The following is a 16,097-nucleotide window of genomic DNA, read 5'->3' on the forward strand; positions in this document are numbered from 1 at the left end:
GAGCCGGCGGGTCCTGCTTCAGGCATTCGCCAGGTAGGCGGTCAGGCCGTCCAGCAGCATGATGTGCTGCCCTGCTCGGCCTGGTCGCGGTCCTCGGCCCGGCCGAAGGTCTGGGAGAGGGTGATCTCGGTGCGGTCGCCGTCCGCGGCGAACTCCACGACCATGAGCGACTGCTCGTCGCGGCCGGGCACGTCCATCCCGATGACCAGCCGCTTGCCCAGTTCGACCTCGGCGTAGAACCCGGTCAGCGGGACGCGGGTGCCGCCGGGGATGACCATGACCGATCTCCACGCCCCGCCGGGCCGCACGTCCAGGTCGACCTCCTCGGCGCCGGCCCACTTGCCGTAGTTCTCCGGCACCGTCCAGGCGTCCCAGACCTTGCTGACCGGGCGTCGAGCGTGCGAGTGATGCTGTAGGCGACGGTGCTCAGTCAAGATTCATTACCAACAGGGTGTGCGATGACCGAACGGGAGCCGGACATGCGGAAGCTGATCGGACGACTGAGCCGCAGGCTGCGGGAGGAGCTGTTCCACCGCCTCGGCGAGCAGGGCCACCCCAGGTGAACCCGGGACGGCACGGTGCTGGCCGTGCTGACCGGCGACGCCGCGCGAAGCTCGTCATGCTGAGCGAGACCGGGCCGAGCGAGACGGGGCTGGACGAGACCGGGCTGGACGAGATTGCCAAGGCGCACGCCATCCTCGCCGTCATCGAGGACCGGCACCGCCGCGAGCTGGGCGACGACACCTACCGCGTCTTCAAGTCCGCGCTGAGGGCCATCGCCGACGGCCGGCGGGAGCGGTGATGTCACATCCGGGCGGCCGCCGGTGTCTGGATGGGCAACGACCAGAGGAGGAACGTTGACCGACCCGTTCGTCACCCACCGCAGCCTGCTGTTCACCGTGGCCTACGAGATGCTCGGCTCGGCCGCCGACGCCGAGGACGTCGTGCAGGAGACCTGGCTGCGCTGGGCCGACGTGGACCAGGCGGAGGTGCGGGACCCGCGGGCCTACCTGGTCCGCGTGGTGACGCGGCAGGCGCTGAACCGGCTCCGCTCGGTGTACCGGCGGCGCGAGGACTACATCGGCGAGTGGCTGCCCGAACCGCTGCTCACCACCCCCGACGTGGCCGAGGACGTGGAGCTCGCGGAGAACGTGTCGATCGCGATGCTCACCGTCCTGGAGACGCTGGGGCCGGCGGAGCGTGCGGTGTTCGTGCTGCACGACGTGTTCGACGTGCCCTACGGCGAGATCGCCGAGGCGCTCGGCAAGAGCACCGCCGCGGTCCGGCAGATCGCGCACCGCGCCCGCGAGCACGTCGCCGCGCGGCGGCCGCGCATGCAGGTCGACCGGGCGCAGCAGGAGGCGGCCGTGGAGCGCTTCCTCGCCGCCGTGTCCAACGGCGACGTGCAGGGCCTGGTCGACGTGCTCGCCCCGGACGTGGTCGTGATCTCCGACGGCGGCGGCGTGGTGCCCGCCGCGCGCAAGCCGGTCGTCGGCGCCGAGCGGGTCGCGACGCTGCTCGCGCGCGCCGCCGAGCTCACCGGCTTCACCGCGAGCGCGACCTGGGTCAACGGCATGCCGGGCGTCCGGCTCGACGTGGCGGGCGCCGCCGCCGCGCTGAGCCTCGTCGTCGAGGACGGCCGGATCACCCGCATCTACGGGATCAACAACCCGCACAAGCTGGGCTGGCTGGACAAGGTGGCCGAGCTGCGGCGGTGACCTACGGGAGCCGGACGACGATGCCCGTCAGGTGGTTGAGGACGCTCGCCACGCCCGCCCGGACCGCGGCGGCGGCCCGGGCGGGCGTGAACGACGCCGCGTCGAAGGAGGAGGACATGTCCAGGCCTTCGCCGCGGAAGGAGGCGCCGGGCCAGTTCGCCGCCGTCACGTTCTCCGTCGGCTCGGCCAGTTCCGCGCCGAGCACGAGGAACTGCTGGTCCAGGTGGCTGGCGGTGACCAGCGCGAGCGGGTCGACCAGCGCGTTGCCCGCCGCGATGATCAGGTCCGGCTTCAGGTCCATCGCCCGGCTGATGCCCGGGACGTAGTCGTCCGGCCCGGCGGCCGTGACCGTCTTCAAGCTGACCTCTTCCGCCTCCGCCCACGCGATCACGGCGTCGGTGAGCGTCTTCGTCGGCGCGTCGTCCCCCGCGGTGAGCAGGACGACGCGGTAACCGGGCGCCGGGCGCACGCCGTCCCAGGAGCCGGGGCTCGGGGTGATCGTCGCCTCCGGGGTGGGCGGCGCGGTCACGAAGCCGGGCGCGAGCGTCCCGACCGGACCGGGCGCCGCGTGTGGTCCGGACCAGTCGCCGGACGGGCCGCACCCGGTCAGCAGCACGGCGATCGCGGCGAGCACACCGGCAGCGGGAACGCGCACGGGAATCTTCCTCCACGGGGACAGGGGATGTCCCATTCCTACCCGATCACCGGCGGCGCGGCGGCTGTCGTCGGGATCCGTCCGCCGCCTGTTCGCCCGGCAGCCGTCGGCCGTTCACCTCCGGCGAGCAGTGTGCGGGCATGTCCCGCCCCCTCAGACGCGCCGCTTTCGCTGTCGCCGCCGCGGCCGTGGCTCTCGTCCTGACCGCCGCGCCGGCCGCCTCGCACGGGTTCACCTCGACCGTCTACGCCGGACTCACCTCGCCCGGCCCCGGGCACGTCCGCGTCGAACTGGGACTGGAGTACGACCTGCTGGTCATCTCCGCCGCCGACTACGAGGACGACGATCCGCTGTTCCGCCAGGGCACCGCGGCGTTCGAGGCCCGTGATCCCGTCGCGCAGGCCGCCGCGCTGGACGCGCACGCCGGCACTGTCCTGAAGTACGTGGCGGAGCGCTTCGCCGTGACCGCGCAGGGCAGCGCCTGCACCCCGGTGCAGGACGGCGGATTCACCATGGAGGAACGGGAAGGCGTCCCGTACGCCCGTCTCGTCCTGGATGTCCGGTGTCCGGTGTCGACGGTGCACGAGGTCCGCAGTGGACTGTTCCCCGACGCCGAAGGCTACGTCCGCGACACCAAGACCATCGTGACCTACGACCTGGACCTGACCTCGGGCAGCGCCGCGCTGGACGCGGCGCACCCGTCGTTCTCCACCGAACAGTCCGGAGCGCAGCGGTTCTGGGAGTTCTTCCGGCTGGGCGCCGAGCACCTGCTCACCGGGATCGACCACATCCTGTTCCTGCTGGCGCTGATCGCCGGTTCCCGCCGCCCGCGCGAGATCGTGCTGGCGGCCACCACGTTCACGCTCGCCCACTCGATCACCTTCATCCTCGCCGCGCTCGGGGCAGTCCGGGTGCCGGACGCGTTCGTCGAACCGGTGATCGCGTTGTCGATCGCGATCGTCGCCGCCTGGCCGCTGTGGCGGTGGTGGCGGCGCGGCGCGGACGCGATCGATCTGGAGGCGTCCGGCCGCTTCGCGCTGGACCGCACCGGGTGGGCGCGCCTCGGGGTGACGTTCTGCTTCGGACTCGTGCACGGACTCGGTTTCGCCGGCGCGCTGGGCATCGAGCAGGCGTGGTCGTGGTCGCTGCTGTGGTCACTGCTGGTGTTCAACGTCGGCATCGAGGTGGTGCAGCTGGCGATCATCGCGATCGCCTTCCCGTTGCTGGCGCTGCTGCGCCGCCGCTCGCCGGTCGTCGGCCGCTGGGCCACCGGCGCGATCGCCGCGGGCGTGACGGTGATGGGGCTTTTGTGGTTCGGCGAGCGGATTTCCGGTCTGTGACCTCACGTTCTTCGAGGACCGGACACCGGTGCGACCGGTTCCGTTCACCTAGGGCACACGGACGCGGACGACGCTCCAGTCGATCTTCCCAACCCCGTCGAATCCGAAACGGACGGAACTGATGAAAAACTCCAGATCGGGCGATCGGCGTCGTGTGGCCCGCGGCGCCGCCGCGGCGGTCCTCGGCGTCACGGTGGTGTTCGGCAGCAGTCTGGTCACCACGGCCGGCGCCGCCGAAACCGCCAAGCCGGCCGGGATCGTCCTGGGCGTCGGCGCCACCGAGTCGCAGCGCGTGGTGAGCTGGTACACCTCGGCGAACACCGCCCAGGTCGTGCAGGTCGCCCCGGCGTCGAAGGTGCGCAACGGGCAATTCCCCCGGAACGCCACCACGTTCCCCGCCACCGTCGCCGTGAACACGGTCAACGGCGGCTACAACGGGCACGCCACCATCAACGGCCTGAAGCAGAACACCGAGTACGCCTACCGCGTGGGCACCGAGGGCGGCTGGTCGCCCGTCTACACGTTCCGCACGCAGAAGTTCAAGGGCGACTTCGACTTCCTGTTCTTCGGCGACCCGCAGATCGGCTCGTCCGGCGACACCGCCCGCGACGGCGCGGGCTGGGCGGACACGCTGAACGTGGCGCTGACCGCGAACCCGGACGCCGAGCTGCTGGTCTCCGGCGGCGACCAGGTCGAGTCGGCGAACAACGAGACGCAGTGGGACGCGTTCCTCGCCTCCGACAGGCTGCGCCAGTACCCGTGGGCGGCCACGATCGGCAACCACGACGTCGGCGGCAAGGCCTACGAGCAGCACTTCTGGACCCCGAACACGGACCGCTCCGCGCCGTTCTACAACGGTGACGCCGCGGCGCGCTCCGGCGGCGACTACTGGTACATCTACAAGGACGTGCTGTTCGTCGACCTGAACAGCAACGCCTACGCCGCCGGTTCGGACGAGGCGCACATCGACTACGTCACCGACGTGATCCACGAGCACGGCAAGGACGCCAAGCACATCGTGCTCGTCTACCACCACTCGATCTACTCGCCCGCCGACCACGCCAACGACACGGACAACCAGCAGCGCCGCAAGGACTTCCCCACCGCGTTCTCCAACCTCGGGGTCGACCTGGTCCTGCAGGGCCACGACCACAGCTACTCGCGCAGCTACGAGATCAAGAACGGGCAGAAGGCGAACCCGGCCGAGCAGCCCGGCGCCACGCAGGTGGTCCAGGGCCCGGGCGGCGTCATCTACGTGACGGCGAACTCGGCGTCCGGCTCGAAGTACTACGACCTGACCGCGCCGGACACCAGCAAGGACCCGAACTACGGTCCGGACCCGCTGAACCCGGACCACCACTGGGCCAACTCGGTGGAGAACCAGGAGCACGTCCGCACCTACGTGAAGGTCCAGGTGCGCGACGACAAGCTCGTGGTCGAGAACGTGCGCAGCGGCACCTGTGCGGCGCCGAACGCCGCGGTGGAGCTGGGCCGGGTGTCGTGGTGCGGGCCGGACAGCGGCGCGACGCCCGCGCGGCCGGTCGGCTCGCTCGTCGACAAGGTGGTCATCCACACCACCGGCGACCGGGGTCACGGCCACGGCGGTAAGCCCGGCCGTCCCGACTGGGTCGGCCAGGAGCCGAGGGACGGCAAGGCCACCGTCACCGCGCTGAGCTGAGTTTTCCACCGGGCGGGCGTCCCCCCGGGGCGCCCGCCCTCTCCGGTTAGGACTGTCCCATGCTGACTCTTCGAGCGGCCGCCGCGGCGGCGGCCGCGTTGTTCGCCGTGCTGACGGGCGCGGTGCCCGCCGCCGCGCAGGACGACGTGCCCTGGTCGGTGGCGACGGCCGACGGCGAGTTCGGCTCGGACCGGGTGAACTACAACTACACCCTGGACCCGGGCGAACAGCTCACGGACGGCCTGGTCGTCACCAACAACGGCAGTGCGCCGCTCGAACTGGCCGTCTACGCCGCCGACGCGTTCACCACCGCGCAGGGCAAGCTGGACCTCCTCACCCGGGACACCGCGTCGACGGGTGTCGGCGCGTGGGTGTCCCCGGCGACCGGCAACGTGACCGTCCAACCGGGACAATCGAGCGAGGTGTCGTTCACGCTGGCGGTGCCCGCCGGAGCGACGCCGGGCGACCGGATGGGCGGCATCGTGACGTCGCTGGTCCAGGACGGTGTGGAGCGGCGGGTGGGCATCCGGATCCGGCTGCGCGTCGGGGGCGCGCTGGCGCCCGGTGTCTCGGCCGAGGACGTCCGCGTGGACTACTCGGGTGGCGACGCGGTGCTGACGTACACGGTGCACAACACCGGGAACGCGATCGTCGCGGTGCGGCAGTCGGCCTCGGTGTCGGGGCCGTTCGGCAGCTGGTCCCGCGCGGCGGATCCGGTCGCCGACACGCCGTCCCTGCTGCCCGGGGAGAAGTGGCCGGTCTCGGTTCCGGTGCACGGGGTGGTGCCCGCGGTGTGGTTGGCCGGGAGCGTCACGCTCACCCCGCTGCTGACCGACGCGGCCGGTTCGACGGCGGTGCTGCCCGCCGTGGCGGCCACCGGGAACGGGTGGGCAGTGCCGTGGGTGCCGCTGGTGATCGTCCTGTGTGGACTGGTGGTGGTCGTGTTCCTGGTCCGGCGCCGGACCAGGAACCGCAAGGGGGCTCCCCGGGAGGAGCCCGCCGACCCGGTGCCCACCGCCTGACCGCCGGTCAGGGCACGAGCACCGTCTTGCCGGCGAGCTTCCCGGCGCCGGCCGCCTCGTGGACCGCGGGCAGTTCGGCGAGCGGGCGGCGGTCGGCGACGTGGATGCGCAGCCGCCCGGCGTCGACCTCCTCCGCGAGGTGCCGGAGCTGCGCGGCGTCGCTGCGGACGAACACACGCTCGGCGCGCACGCCGCGGGCCTCGTCGGGTTCCGGCGGCGTCGCGCTGGTCACCACGATCCCGCCCGCGCGCACCAGCGCGGTCAGCTCGGGCGGGGTCTCCGGCGCCAGGTTCAGCACCACGTCGACCGGCTCCCGCACCTCGCCGAACGCCTCGCGGCCGACGACCTGCGCCGCGCCGTTGGACCGTAGCCGATCGGCGTGCTCGTCGCGGGCGGTGGCGATGACCGTCGCCCCGGCCTGGGCCGCCAGCTGCACCGCGTAACCGCCGACGGCGCCGCCCGCGCCGTGCACCAGCACGCGCTGTCCCGGCCGCACCTGGCCGAGCTCGAACAGCCCCTGCCACGCGGTGAGGCCCACCACCGGAAGCGCCGCGGCGTCGGCCAGCGGAACGGACTCCGGCGCGGCCGCCAGCACCTCGGCTGGGGCCAGCACGTACTCGGCCGCCGCGCCGCCGTCGACGATCGGCAGGAACCCGATCACCGCGTCGCCGGGCCGGAAGCCGGTCACGCCGTCGCCGGTCTCCTCGACGGTCCCGGCCACGTCCACGCCCGGGATGTGGGGCAGGCGCACCGGGAAGACCTCCTGCAGCACACCGGCGCGGACCAGGGCGTCCACACCGTTGAAGCTGGTGCCCGCGACCCGCACCAGCACCTGGCCCGGCCCTGGCTGGGGCCGCTCGGCCTCCTCGTGGCGCAGGACGTCCGGGCCGCCGTACTCGCTGTACCGCACTGCTCTCATGATCACTCCTCGATTCGACATTTGCTCCGAATTCGAAGCACATCCCGACCATAGCTCGCTTCGAAGTCGAAGCAAGTAGAATTCCGGGCGTGAGCCACGACGCACTCGACTCGGAGCAGCTGGACGCGTACTTCGCGCTGATGGAGGTCAGCAGCCTCCTGCAGCACGCGGTGGAGCAGCAGCTGCGCGCGAGCGGGCCGCTGAGCTGGGTGCAGTTCCAGATCCTCGCCCGGCTCGCGAACTCCCCCGGCGGCAGCCAGCGGATGACCGACCTGGCCGACGGGGTCGTCTACAGCCGCAGCGGCCTGACCTACCAGGCCGGGCTGCTGGACAAGGCCGGGCTGGTCACGCGCCGCCAGTCCGAGGACGACGAGCGCAGCGTGACGGTGACGATCACCGACGCCGGCCGGGACATGGTGAACCGCGTCCTGCCCGGCCACGTCGACGTGGTGCGCACGATGCTGTTCGAGGGGCTGTCCCGGCGGGACCTCACCACCCTGAGCGGCATCCTGAGCGGGGTGCGCGAGCGGATGCGCGCCGCTCCGCCGCGCTCGGCCACCGCGCGCCGCAAGAAGACCTGACCGGTCAGACCCCGGTCCAGCCAGCCGGGAGGTGAGCCAGCCGCACCCGCTGCGGGTGGTCGCCCACCGGCACGGACGTGATCTTCTGCCCGGTCGCGAAGTCGATCGCGGTCACCTGGTCGGTCCCGCTCTCGGAGATGACGCACGCGGCGCCGTCGCCGCTGACCGTGGCCCAGTACGGCTTGCTCGCCGTCACCAGCGGGCCCTCCCGCAGGGTGGCGCGGTCGACCACCGTCGCGTAGTCGTCCATCGTGCCCGCCACGCACAGCTTCGTGCCCGCGGGGTTCATCGACAGGCCGTGGTGGCGCGAGTCGTTGACGAACGTGGTGCGGTCGTCGCTGGTCGCCGGGTTCTTCGGCAGCGTCTTCACGCGGCTGATCCGGTCGCCGGGCACGTCGTACTCGAAGAAGCCGTTGAAGAACGACACCTGGAAGTAGAGCACCGACTCGTCCGGGCTGAACGCGACCGGGCGCACGGCGTCGGAGTTGTCGGCCCCGAAGGCGTCCAGCCGCGGCCGCATGTCGATGATCCGCACCTGCCGGAACGTGGTGGCGTCGACCACGGTGATGCGGCGATCGCCCTTCAGCGGGTCCAGGAACGGCGCGTCGAGGTCGTTGTTGACCTCCCCGATGGACATGTTCCACAGGTAGCGGCCGTCGGCGGAGAAAACGTTTTCGTGCGGCTTGTCGCCGGTGGCGAACGAGCCCAGTTCCGCGCCGGTGCGGATGTCCAGCACGTGCACCCGGTTGCTGGTGGACGCCGACACCGCGACCCGCAGCCCGTCCGGCGAGACGGCCATGTGGTCGGCGCGGAAACCGGAGACCGGGAAGCGCCAGTTGATCGCGCCGGTGCCGGTGTCGATCGAGACCACGTCGGCGAAACTGGGGCGGGACACCACGATCGCGGAGCCGTCGGGGGTGGAGTACATGTCGTCGACGAACTGGTCGTGCCCCTCGCCCACGGTCTCGCGGATGCCCAGGAAGAACGCGAGCCGGACCGGGTTGAGGTAAATCTCGCGCAGCCGCTCGTCCTTGTCCGGGACGACGTCGATCCGGCCGATGCGGTGGAAGTCCCCGGTCGAGGCGAGGACGTCGGCCGTGCCCTCCCAGTTGTTGCCGACGAGCAGGACCTCCTGCAGGGCCGGCTCGGCGGTGGCGGCCGTGGGCGCGGCGGCGAGCATGAGGGCACCGAGCAGGAACGCGCGAGCACGCATGGTCTTCCTCCGTTGGAAGCGGCTACCTACTGGAGAGTAGCGCAACTCGGGAGCGGTCCGTAAGCACTTGTTCACGCGCGGGACCACCGGCTGTGGATCGATCCCGGTACTTTCCCACGAGATCGCCGAGGGAAAGGTCAGTCATGCGCGCGAGAAGAGCCGCTGTCGTCACCGTGATCGCGACCCTGTTCACCGTCCTGCTGCCCGCCGCCGCGTGGGCCGAGCCGCCGAAAGCGCTTCCCGCGAGCTACGCCGCCGAGGACGGCAAGTGGCAGCCCGCGTTCGACTACGACGGCGACGGCTGCTACCCGACGCCCGCCATCGGCCCGGACGGCACGCTCAACCCGGGGCTCAACAACTCCGGCGCCCTGAACGGCAACTGCCACGACCAGTCCGATTTGGACAACACGAACTCGTACTCGCGGTCGAAGTGCAACAACGGCTGGTGCGCCTACGTCTACGACCTGTACTTCGAGAAGGACCAGGCGGTGCCGGGCATCGACTGCTGCGGGCACCGGCACGACATCGAGCACGTGGTGGTCTGGGTGCAGGGCGGCCAGGCGGAGTACGTGTCGGTGTCCGCGCACGGCGAGTACTCCACCTACCCTCGTGCGCAGGTCGGCTGGGAGGGCACGCACGCGAAGGTCGTCTACCACAAGGACGGCGCGAGCACGCACTGCTTCCGCCTCGCGGGGATGACCGAGACGCCGGAAAACCACTACGGCACGTGGCAGTACCCGGACCTGGTGAGCTGGGACAACTACCCGGCGGGCATCCGCGACCGGTTGATGGGTGCGGACTTCGGATCCGCGAGCTTCGCGATCAAGGACAGCGCGTTCGCGAGCAACCTGGCGAAGGCCAAGCCGGCGGGGATTCCGTTCGATCCGGCTGCGTAGGACTGGTTGACGGACAGCGAGTTCCGGACGGTTGGTGAGGGCGGCTCGCACCGCCCTCACCAACCGGATCAAGCCGCCCGGCGCTCGGCCGGGTCGTTGGCCCGCAGGAAATCCCGCGGCCGGGCCGTGCGACCCCGCCGCTGGCGGCGGGCCGAAGCCCAGCCGCCTCGGGTTCAACCGTCCGGCCCGCCGAGGCCGGGTGGGTTATTCAAACCAGCACCGGCGGCGGCCCGTCCCCCGGAACCAAGCCGCCGCCCGCGCCCAGCCACCACCTTCCGTGGTGAAACGGCTCAAGCCGCCCGGCGCTCGGCCGGGTCGTTGGCCAGCAGGAACTCCCGCAGCCCGGTCAGGTCGTCCGTGTTGATGTGGTCCACCCCGGCCGCCAGCAGCTCCCGCCACACCGCCTCCCGCGCGGCGCCCGGCGTGTCGGGCGTCGCCCAGAAGCGGATCCGGTAGCCGGCCTCGTGCGCCTGCGCGACGATCCCCTGCAGCTTCGCCCGCTCGGCCGCCGGCATCGGGCCCACGCCCTGCCACGTGAAGGCGTTGCTCCAGTTGTCACTCACCAGCGGCATGAAACCGGCCGGCGTGCCGGTGCCCAGGTCGGCCAGCCGTCCGTCGTAGCCCGCCAGCCTGCTGCGCTGCGCCAGCATGTCCGCGCGCGGCCGGTTGCCGCTGATGACCACCTCGACCGCGCCGCTGCGCTCGTGCCCGTTGGTCCACCGCGTGAGCATGAACCGGAACTCGCGCAGCGCCGCGTCCACGGCCTGGTACGTCGACGGGCCGTCGCTCTTGATGTCGATCAGCAGCTGGAACGACCCGCGCCACCGCGGGTAGACCCGGCCGCCGCCCGCGTGCACCCGCTGGGCGAGCGGCTTCAGGTACAGGCTGGTCAGGGTGCGCCCGGGCCGCGCGTCGACGAGGTCGTGCGCCACCCGCAGTTCGTCGTCCACCAGCCACACGTCGGCCTCGACCGAGGTGAAGCCGTGGTCGAGAGCATCCGCCAGCGGGCGGTCGTGCTCGTAGTCGTTGTGGGCGTGGGCGTGTTCGAGCGGCTGCACCCGCGGCGCCGCCGTCGCAGGCAGCGCACCGCCCGCCACGACCACGGCGAAGATCAGCAACAGCAGTCGTTTCATCGGTTTCCCTTCTCCGGCACCGACACTGTCTAGCCACCGCCGGTGGATGGGGCCGGTCGCCAGGGTGAACGGGGCGCGAAGCGGATCTTTCGGGCCGCACGGCGGTCAGGGCAGCCGGTTCAGGAAGGCCGCGGACAGCGCGACGGCGGGCTTCGACGAGTTGGTCGCGAGGGTCAGCGCCGAGAACGCGACGTCCCCCCGGTAGCCCACGAACCAGCCGTTCGCCTGGCTGCCGTCGCCGTACTGCGCCGTGCCCGTCTTGCCGTGCACGGTTCCGCTCGCCCGCAGGCCGGTCGCGGTGCCGCCGGTGACGACCTCCCGCATCATCGTCCGCAGCTCGGCGATCACGTTCCGGGACGGCGCGGTGTAACCCTCGTTGACCGTCGTGGGGCGGTCGCGAACCAGTTGCGGCGTCACGGGTTCGCCCGCCGCGACGGTCGCCGCCATCAACGCCAGCCCGAACGGGCTGGCCTGCACCGAGCCCTGGCCGATCGCCGACTCGACCTGATCGGCCGAGCCGGTCGCGGGAACCACCTTGCCCGCCTCGGTGGTGATGCCCGGGATGGTGAAGTCGGCGTTCAGGCCCAGCCGTCCGGCCGCCTCGGCCAGCCCGTCCGCGGGCAGTCGCGAAGCCAGTTGCGCGAAGGTCGTGTTGCACGAGTGCGCGAACGCCGAGTGCAACGGCAGCGAGGGAAAGGCGAACAGGTCCTCGTTGGGAATGGTCCGCTGCCCGATCCGGACAGTCGCCGGGCACGGCAGTTGCTCGTCCGCGCGCGCGAGTCCCCGTTCCAGCGCCGCGGTCACGGTGGCGATCTTGAACGTGGATCCCGGGGCGTACAGGCCGGTCAGCGGGTTGCCGTCGGTGACCTGCGCGTTCTGCGCCACGGCCAGGATGTCCCCGGTGGACGGCTGGATCACGACCAGCATCGCGGGCCCCGGCGCACCGTCCACCGCCGCCTGCGCCGCCCGCTGAACGGTGCGGCTCAGCGTGGTTCTCATCGGCGCTGCGGGCGGCTGCCCGGCGCGGTGGAGCACTTCTTCCCGGCCCTGCCGGTCGACCCGCGACACGGTCCAGGCAGTGCTGTCGATCGCGAGCAGTCGCCCGAGCCCGGGCAGGATCGACGGCGCGAGCGACGGTTCGACGGCCTCCGGGCCGCTCGTGCCCCACCTCAGCACGGCGCGCCGTCCCGGTCCACGAGGGCGACCCCGGTGGCCGCGGAGCGCGTGACCATCCGGTCGCCCTCGCCGAGCTCGGGGTGGATCGCCGCCGGGGTGAAGTGCACGCGTGGCGCGCCGTCACCCGGGACGACGGTCAGCGCGGTGTCGTAGGTCCACACCCGGCCCTGACTCAGTGTCCACTCGACACGGACGCGCGCGGTATCGCCGCTGACGTCCTGGAGCGTCGCCGTCACCGCGGAGGCCCCGAGACCCGACCGGGACGCGGCGAGCACCGTGCCGGCGCCACGGGGATCGTCGGTCAGCGCACCGGCCTGCCGGTCGTCGCCTGCCGACCACGCGCGCAGGTACTGCCCGACCGCCGCCGCGACACCGTCCCCGGCGGGTGCGCCGCCCGGGCGGCCACGCAGAACCACGATCGCTGCCGTGACGATCGCGATCACCGCGACCACGCCGCAGGTCAGCAGCCACTTCTTCGTTCTCATGGCGCCACCCCAGCACCGAAGTGGTACGCCTGTCCAAGACCACGCCACCCGTGCGGCGATACGTGAACCGATATCGCCGCAGCGTGCGCCCCCTGCCCGGGCGCGTCACCTCGTCGCGGGCGCGGAGAAAGTCACGGCTCAGAGCTCGGTGACCTTGCCGTCCACGACCTCCAGCCGCCGGGTCACGTGGACCGCCTCCAGCATGCGCCGGTCGTGGGTCACCAGCAGCAGCGTGCCCCGGTAGCTGTCCAAAGCGGACTCCAGCTGCTCGATGGCGGGCAGGTCGAGGTGGTTGGTCGGCTCGTCCAGTACCAGCAGGTTCACCCCGCGCGCCTGCAGCAGCGCGAGCGCCGCGCGGGTGCGCTCGCCCGGGGACAGCGTCGCCGCGGGGCGGAGCACGTGCGCCGCCGCCAGGCCGAACTTCGCGAGCAGCGTCCGGACGTCGGCGTCGGCGAGGGACGGGACCTCCCGCGCGAACGCCTCGGCCAGCGGCAGGTCGCCGAGGAACAGCCGGCGCGCCTGGTCGACCTCGCCGACCTCCACCCCGGACCCCAGCGACGCCGACCCGGCGTCGAGCGGGACCCGCCCGAGCAGCGCGGCCAGCAGCGTCGACTTGCCTGCCCCGTTCGCACCGGTGATCGCCACCCGGTCGGCCCAGTCGATCTGCAGGTCCACCGGCCCGAGGGTGAACGCGTCCCGCCGCACCACGGCTCCCCGCAGCGTCGCCACGACCGCGCCGGCCCGCGGAGCCGCGGCGATCTCCATCCGCAGCTCCCACTCCTTGCGCGGCTCCTCGACGGCCTCCAGCCGTTCGATCATCCGGTCGGTCTGGCGGGCCTTCGCGGCCTGCTTCTCGGTGGCCTCCGCGCGGAACTTGCGGCCGGCCTTGTCGTTGTCCGCGGCCTTGCGGCGGGCGTTGCGGACGCCCTTCTCCATCCAGGCGCGCTGCGTGCGCGCCCGCTCCTCCAGCGAAGCGCGCGTCGCCGCGTACTCCTCGTAGTTCTCGCGCGCGTGCCGCCGCGCCACGGCGCGCTCCTCCAGGTACGACTCGTACCCGCCGCCGTAGAGCCGCACCTGCTGCTGCGGCAGGTCCAGCTCCAGCACCTGGTCGACGGTGCGGGCGAGGAACTCCCGGTCGTGGCTGACCAGCACGGTCGCCGCGCGCAGCCCGGTGACGAACCGCTCGAGCCGCGCCAGGCCGTCCAGGTCGAGGTCGTTGGTCGGCTCGTCGAGCAGGAACACGTCGTAGCGGCTGAGCAGCAGCGACGCGAGCCCGGCGCGGGCGGCCTGCCCGCCGGACAGCGACGTCATGGGCTGGTCGAGGTCCACCGACAGGCCCAGCTCGACCGCGACCTCCTCGGCGCGGTGGTCGAGGTCCGCGCCGCCCAGCGCCAGCCACCGGTCGAGGGCGACGGCGTAGCGGTCGTCGGCTCCGTCGGCGCCCGCGGTCAGCGCCTCGGTGGCCGCGTCCAGCTCCGCCTGCGCCGCCGCGACCGAGGTGCGCCGAGCCAGGAACTCGCGCACCGACTCGCCCGGCCTGCGTTCCGGTTCCTGCGGCAGGTACCCGACGGTCGCCGCGGGCGGGGTGAGCCGGACCTCGCCCGCCTCGGGCTTGTCGACCCCGGCGAGGATCCGCAGCAGCGTGGACTTGCCCGCGCCGTTGACGCCGACCAGCCCGACGACGTCACCGGGCGCCACCACCAGGTCGAGACCGGAGAAGAGGGTGCGGTGCCCGTGGCCCGCGGTCAGGTCCTTGGCCTGGAGGGTCGCACTCACCGGGCAACCCTAACTTCAGGGCCAGGTCAGGTGGTCCGGCAGGTCGGTGCTGACGCGCCCGGGGAAGTCGGCGTCCGGGCTGGTGAGGATCTCCGCGATGAGCCGGGTGAGCGCGACCGACACCGGGGCGACCGTGGCGGCCAGTTCCCGCGCAAGCTCGTGCGCGCGGCCGGCGAGCCGGTCGCGAATTCGCCATGCCCACCAGCCTCGGCAGGAACCAGGTCGAGGCGCCCTCCGGGACGATGCCGCGGCGGGTGAAGACGAACCCGAACCGCGCGTCGGCGGTGGCGAGCCGGTAGTCGACGAGTCCTTCGTGGAGCCCCTGAGCCGGTGCATGATCGCGATTTGCGCAATGAACAAGCCGGTCATCGCCGCCGTCCAGGGCGCGGCCGTCGGCGTGGGCGCCACGATCCTGCTGCCCCCGCCATAGTGACGGTGTAGCCGTTGCGCGCGGCGGGCCGGTTCAGGGTGATGGTCGCGACCTTGTCGCGGACGGCGTACTCGACGGCGGTGTGGGGCATGGGGATCTGCTCCGGGTAGTGAGGAAACTGGTGATCGCTGCCAGTGCGGCGGCGGACTCGGGGAGGGCGCGGGCGAGCGGGAACGCGTGGCCCTGTCCCGGCCAGACGCGGAGTTCGCAGCGCACGCCGGCGTCACGCAACCGCCGCGCGACGAGGTGGCTGTCGGCGGCGAGCAGGTCCCGCTCCCCGGCGACGACGAGCGTGGGTGGCAGCCCGCGCAGGTCGGCCCGCGCCGCCGACGGTTCCGGCCCGGTGCCGCAGAGCCGGACGACCCGGTCGACGCAGGCGGTCGACAGCAGCGCGTCGGCGGGGCCCGGGCGAGCCGGCCCGAGTTCGGCCCACGGCGAGATCACCGCGAGACCGTCCGGCACGGGAAGACCTTCGTCGCGGGCGCGCAGCGCGACGGAGATCGCGAGCCCACCGCCGGCGGAGTCACCCGCGAAGACGACCGGGGTGCTGGTGTGCTCGATCAGCCAGCGGTAGGCGGACAGGCCGTCGCCGATCGCGTCGCTGATGCGGTGTTCAGGGGCCAGGCGGTAGTCGACGGACAGGACGGGCATCCGCAGACCGGCCACGAAGGGACGCCAGGCGCGCGCGGAGCCGGCGATGAAGCCACCGCCGTGGAAGTAGAGCACGGTGACGGCGGCCGGTTCGGCGGGGCACACGAACTCGGCGCCGCACGCGGGAAGTTCGATTCGGCGCCAGGTGGTGCCGGCCGGGAGGCGGCCGGTGCCCGCGACCGCGCGGTCGATGGCCCAGCGCGCGCCCCGGAGGGTGAGCGGGGTGATCGGCGCGCGGGCGATCAGGGGCCGGATGGTGCGGGACGTGGCCTGCGCCAGCAGCCGGGACTGCCACGAGCTCATGCGGCCCTCACCGGCCCGCGCGGAGAGGTGGCGCCATCGCCCGCGCTGGGAGGCGGCGGTGCCAGCGAGGGCGATGAGCCGGTTGATCACGTCAGCAGGATAACTGAATACCTATTCACCT

16 protein-coding genes and 1 pseudogene are annotated in these 16,097 nt (G+C 72.4%); 7 read left to right on the forward strand and 10 right to left on the reverse strand.

Going from position 1 to position 16,097, the window contains the following annotated elements; genetic code table 11:
- Nucleotides 1–41 precede the first annotated feature (41 nt).
- Entirely contained in the window at nt 42–434 is a 393-nt protein-coding gene (locus ABZ193_RS29185; RefSeq protein WP_354712233.1) for an SRPBCC family protein, read from the reverse strand.
- Nucleotides 435–619: 185 nt separating this feature from the next.
- On the opposite strand from ABZ193_RS29185, the gene ABZ193_RS29190 reads away from it, so the two are divergent.
- Together ABZ193_RS29190 and ABZ193_RS29195 are read left to right on the forward strand one after the other, a co-directional pair.
- A complete protein-coding gene (locus tag ABZ193_RS29190; protein WP_237335398.1) occupies nt 620–802 on the forward strand; it encodes a hypothetical protein in 183 nt (60 codons plus the stop codon).
- A gap of 55 nt (nt 803–857) precedes the next feature.
- Nucleotides 858–1,718 carry an RNA polymerase sigma-70 factor gene (locus tag ABZ193_RS29195; RefSeq protein ID WP_020420875.1) on the forward strand — a complete coding sequence of 287 codons (861 nt, stop codon included), beginning with the start codon at nt 858–860 and terminating at the stop codon, nt 1,716–1,718.
- Nucleotide 1,719: 1 nt separating this feature from the next.
- Here the strand turns inward: ABZ193_RS29195 and ABZ193_RS29200 are convergent, their stop codons facing one another.
- Entirely contained in the window at nt 1,720–2,373 is a 654-nt protein-coding gene (locus tag ABZ193_RS29200; protein WP_354712234.1) for a hypothetical protein, read from the reverse strand.
- Between the two features lie 140 nt (nt 2,374–2,513).
- Between ABZ193_RS29200 and ABZ193_RS29205 the strand changes: the two genes are divergently transcribed.
- From ABZ193_RS29205 to ABZ193_RS29215, 3 genes are all read left to right on the forward strand, one after another.
- Entirely contained in the window at nt 2,514–3,713 is a 1,200-nt protein-coding gene (locus ABZ193_RS29205) for a HupE/UreJ family protein (protein WP_354712235.1), read from the forward strand.
- Between the two features lie 121 nt (nt 3,714–3,834).
- Complete coding sequence (locus tag ABZ193_RS29210) at nt 3,835–5,391, forward strand: metallophosphoesterase family protein (protein ID WP_354712236.1); 1,557 nt, start codon at nt 3,835–3,837, stop codon at nt 5,389–5,391.
- Nucleotides 5,392–5,450: 59 nt separating this feature from the next.
- Nucleotides 5,451–6,413, forward strand: coding sequence for a DUF916 domain-containing protein (locus ABZ193_RS29215; RefSeq protein ID WP_354712237.1), 963 nt, complete (start codon nt 5,451–5,453; stop codon nt 6,411–6,413).
- A 7-nt stretch (nt 6,414–6,420) separates the two neighbouring features.
- Here the strand turns inward: ABZ193_RS29215 and ABZ193_RS29220 are convergent, their stop codons facing one another.
- Nucleotides 6,421–7,332, reverse strand: a complete 912-nt coding sequence (locus tag ABZ193_RS29220; RefSeq protein WP_237335395.1) for an NADP-dependent oxidoreductase — start codon at nt 7,330–7,332, stop codon at nt 6,421–6,423.
- Between the two features lie 89 nt (nt 7,333–7,421).
- Between ABZ193_RS29220 and ABZ193_RS29225 the strand changes: the two genes are divergently transcribed.
- Complete coding sequence (locus tag ABZ193_RS29225; protein WP_020420869.1) at nt 7,422–7,913, forward strand: MarR family transcriptional regulator; 492 nt, start codon at nt 7,422–7,424, stop codon at nt 7,911–7,913.
- Between the two features lie 4 nt (nt 7,914–7,917).
- Here the strand turns inward: ABZ193_RS29225 and ABZ193_RS29230 are convergent, their stop codons facing one another.
- Nucleotides 7,918–9,126, reverse strand: a complete 1,209-nt coding sequence (locus ABZ193_RS29230; protein ID WP_354712238.1) for a YncE family protein — start codon at nt 9,124–9,126, stop codon at nt 7,918–7,920.
- A gap of 143 nt (nt 9,127–9,269) precedes the next feature.
- Here ABZ193_RS29230 and ABZ193_RS29235 point away from each other — a divergent pair, with 143 nt between their 5' ends.
- Nucleotides 9,270–10,022 carry an NPP1 family protein gene (locus ABZ193_RS29235; RefSeq protein ID WP_027936266.1) on the forward strand — a complete coding sequence of 251 codons (753 nt, stop codon included), beginning with the start codon at nt 9,270–9,272 and terminating at the stop codon, nt 10,020–10,022.
- 290 nt (nt 10,023–10,312) lie between these two features.
- On the opposite strand, the gene ABZ193_RS29240 is transcribed toward ABZ193_RS29235, so the two are convergent.
- The 6 genes and pseudogenes from ABZ193_RS29240 to ABZ193_RS29265 all read right to left on the reverse strand — a co-directional run bounded on the left by ABZ193_RS29240 (nt 10,313) and on the right by ABZ193_RS29265 (nt 16,066).
- Entirely contained in the window at nt 10,313–11,155 is an 843-nt protein-coding gene (locus ABZ193_RS29240) for a phosphatidylinositol-specific phospholipase C/glycerophosphodiester phosphodiesterase family protein (RefSeq protein WP_354712239.1), read from the reverse strand.
- 105 nt (nt 11,156–11,260) lie between these two features.
- The gene (locus tag ABZ193_RS29245) at nt 11,261–12,331 is read right to left on the reverse strand and encodes a penicillin-binding transpeptidase domain-containing protein (RefSeq protein ID WP_354712240.1); all 1,071 of its coding nucleotides are present in this window, start codon (nt 12,329–12,331) and stop codon (nt 11,261–11,263) included.
- Nucleotides 12,325–12,816 (reverse strand): NTF2-like N-terminal transpeptidase domain-containing protein, encoded by a 492-nt coding sequence (locus ABZ193_RS29250; RefSeq protein WP_354712241.1) that lies wholly within the window; start codon nt 12,814–12,816, stop codon nt 12,325–12,327. Before ABZ193_RS29250 ends, ABZ193_RS29245 begins: the two co-directional genes overlap by 7 nt.
- 138 nt (nt 12,817–12,954) lie before the next feature.
- Nucleotides 12,955–14,592: an ABC-F family ATP-binding cassette domain-containing protein gene (locus ABZ193_RS29255; protein ID WP_020420864.1), complete on the reverse strand. Its 1,638-nt coding sequence runs from the start codon at nt 14,590–14,592 to the stop codon at nt 12,955–12,957.
- Nucleotides 14,593–14,607: 15 nt separating this feature from the next.
- Nucleotides 14,608–14,893 (reverse strand): annotated as a pseudogene (locus ABZ193_RS29260) (enoyl-CoA hydratase); the annotation flags it as partial.
- A 162-nt stretch (nt 14,894–15,055) separates the two neighbouring features.
- Nucleotides 15,056–16,066 carry an alpha/beta hydrolase gene (locus ABZ193_RS29265; protein ID WP_354712242.1) on the reverse strand — a complete coding sequence of 337 codons (1,011 nt, stop codon included), beginning with the start codon at nt 16,064–16,066 and terminating at the stop codon, nt 15,056–15,058.
- Nucleotides 16,067–16,097: the final 31 nt, after the last annotated feature.

Origin of the sequence: Amycolatopsis sp. NPDC006125 (assembly GCF_040614195.1) — a bacterium.
GTDB lineage: Bacteria > Actinomycetota > Actinomycetes > Mycobacteriales > Pseudonocardiaceae > Amycolatopsis_E > Amycolatopsis_E tucumanensis.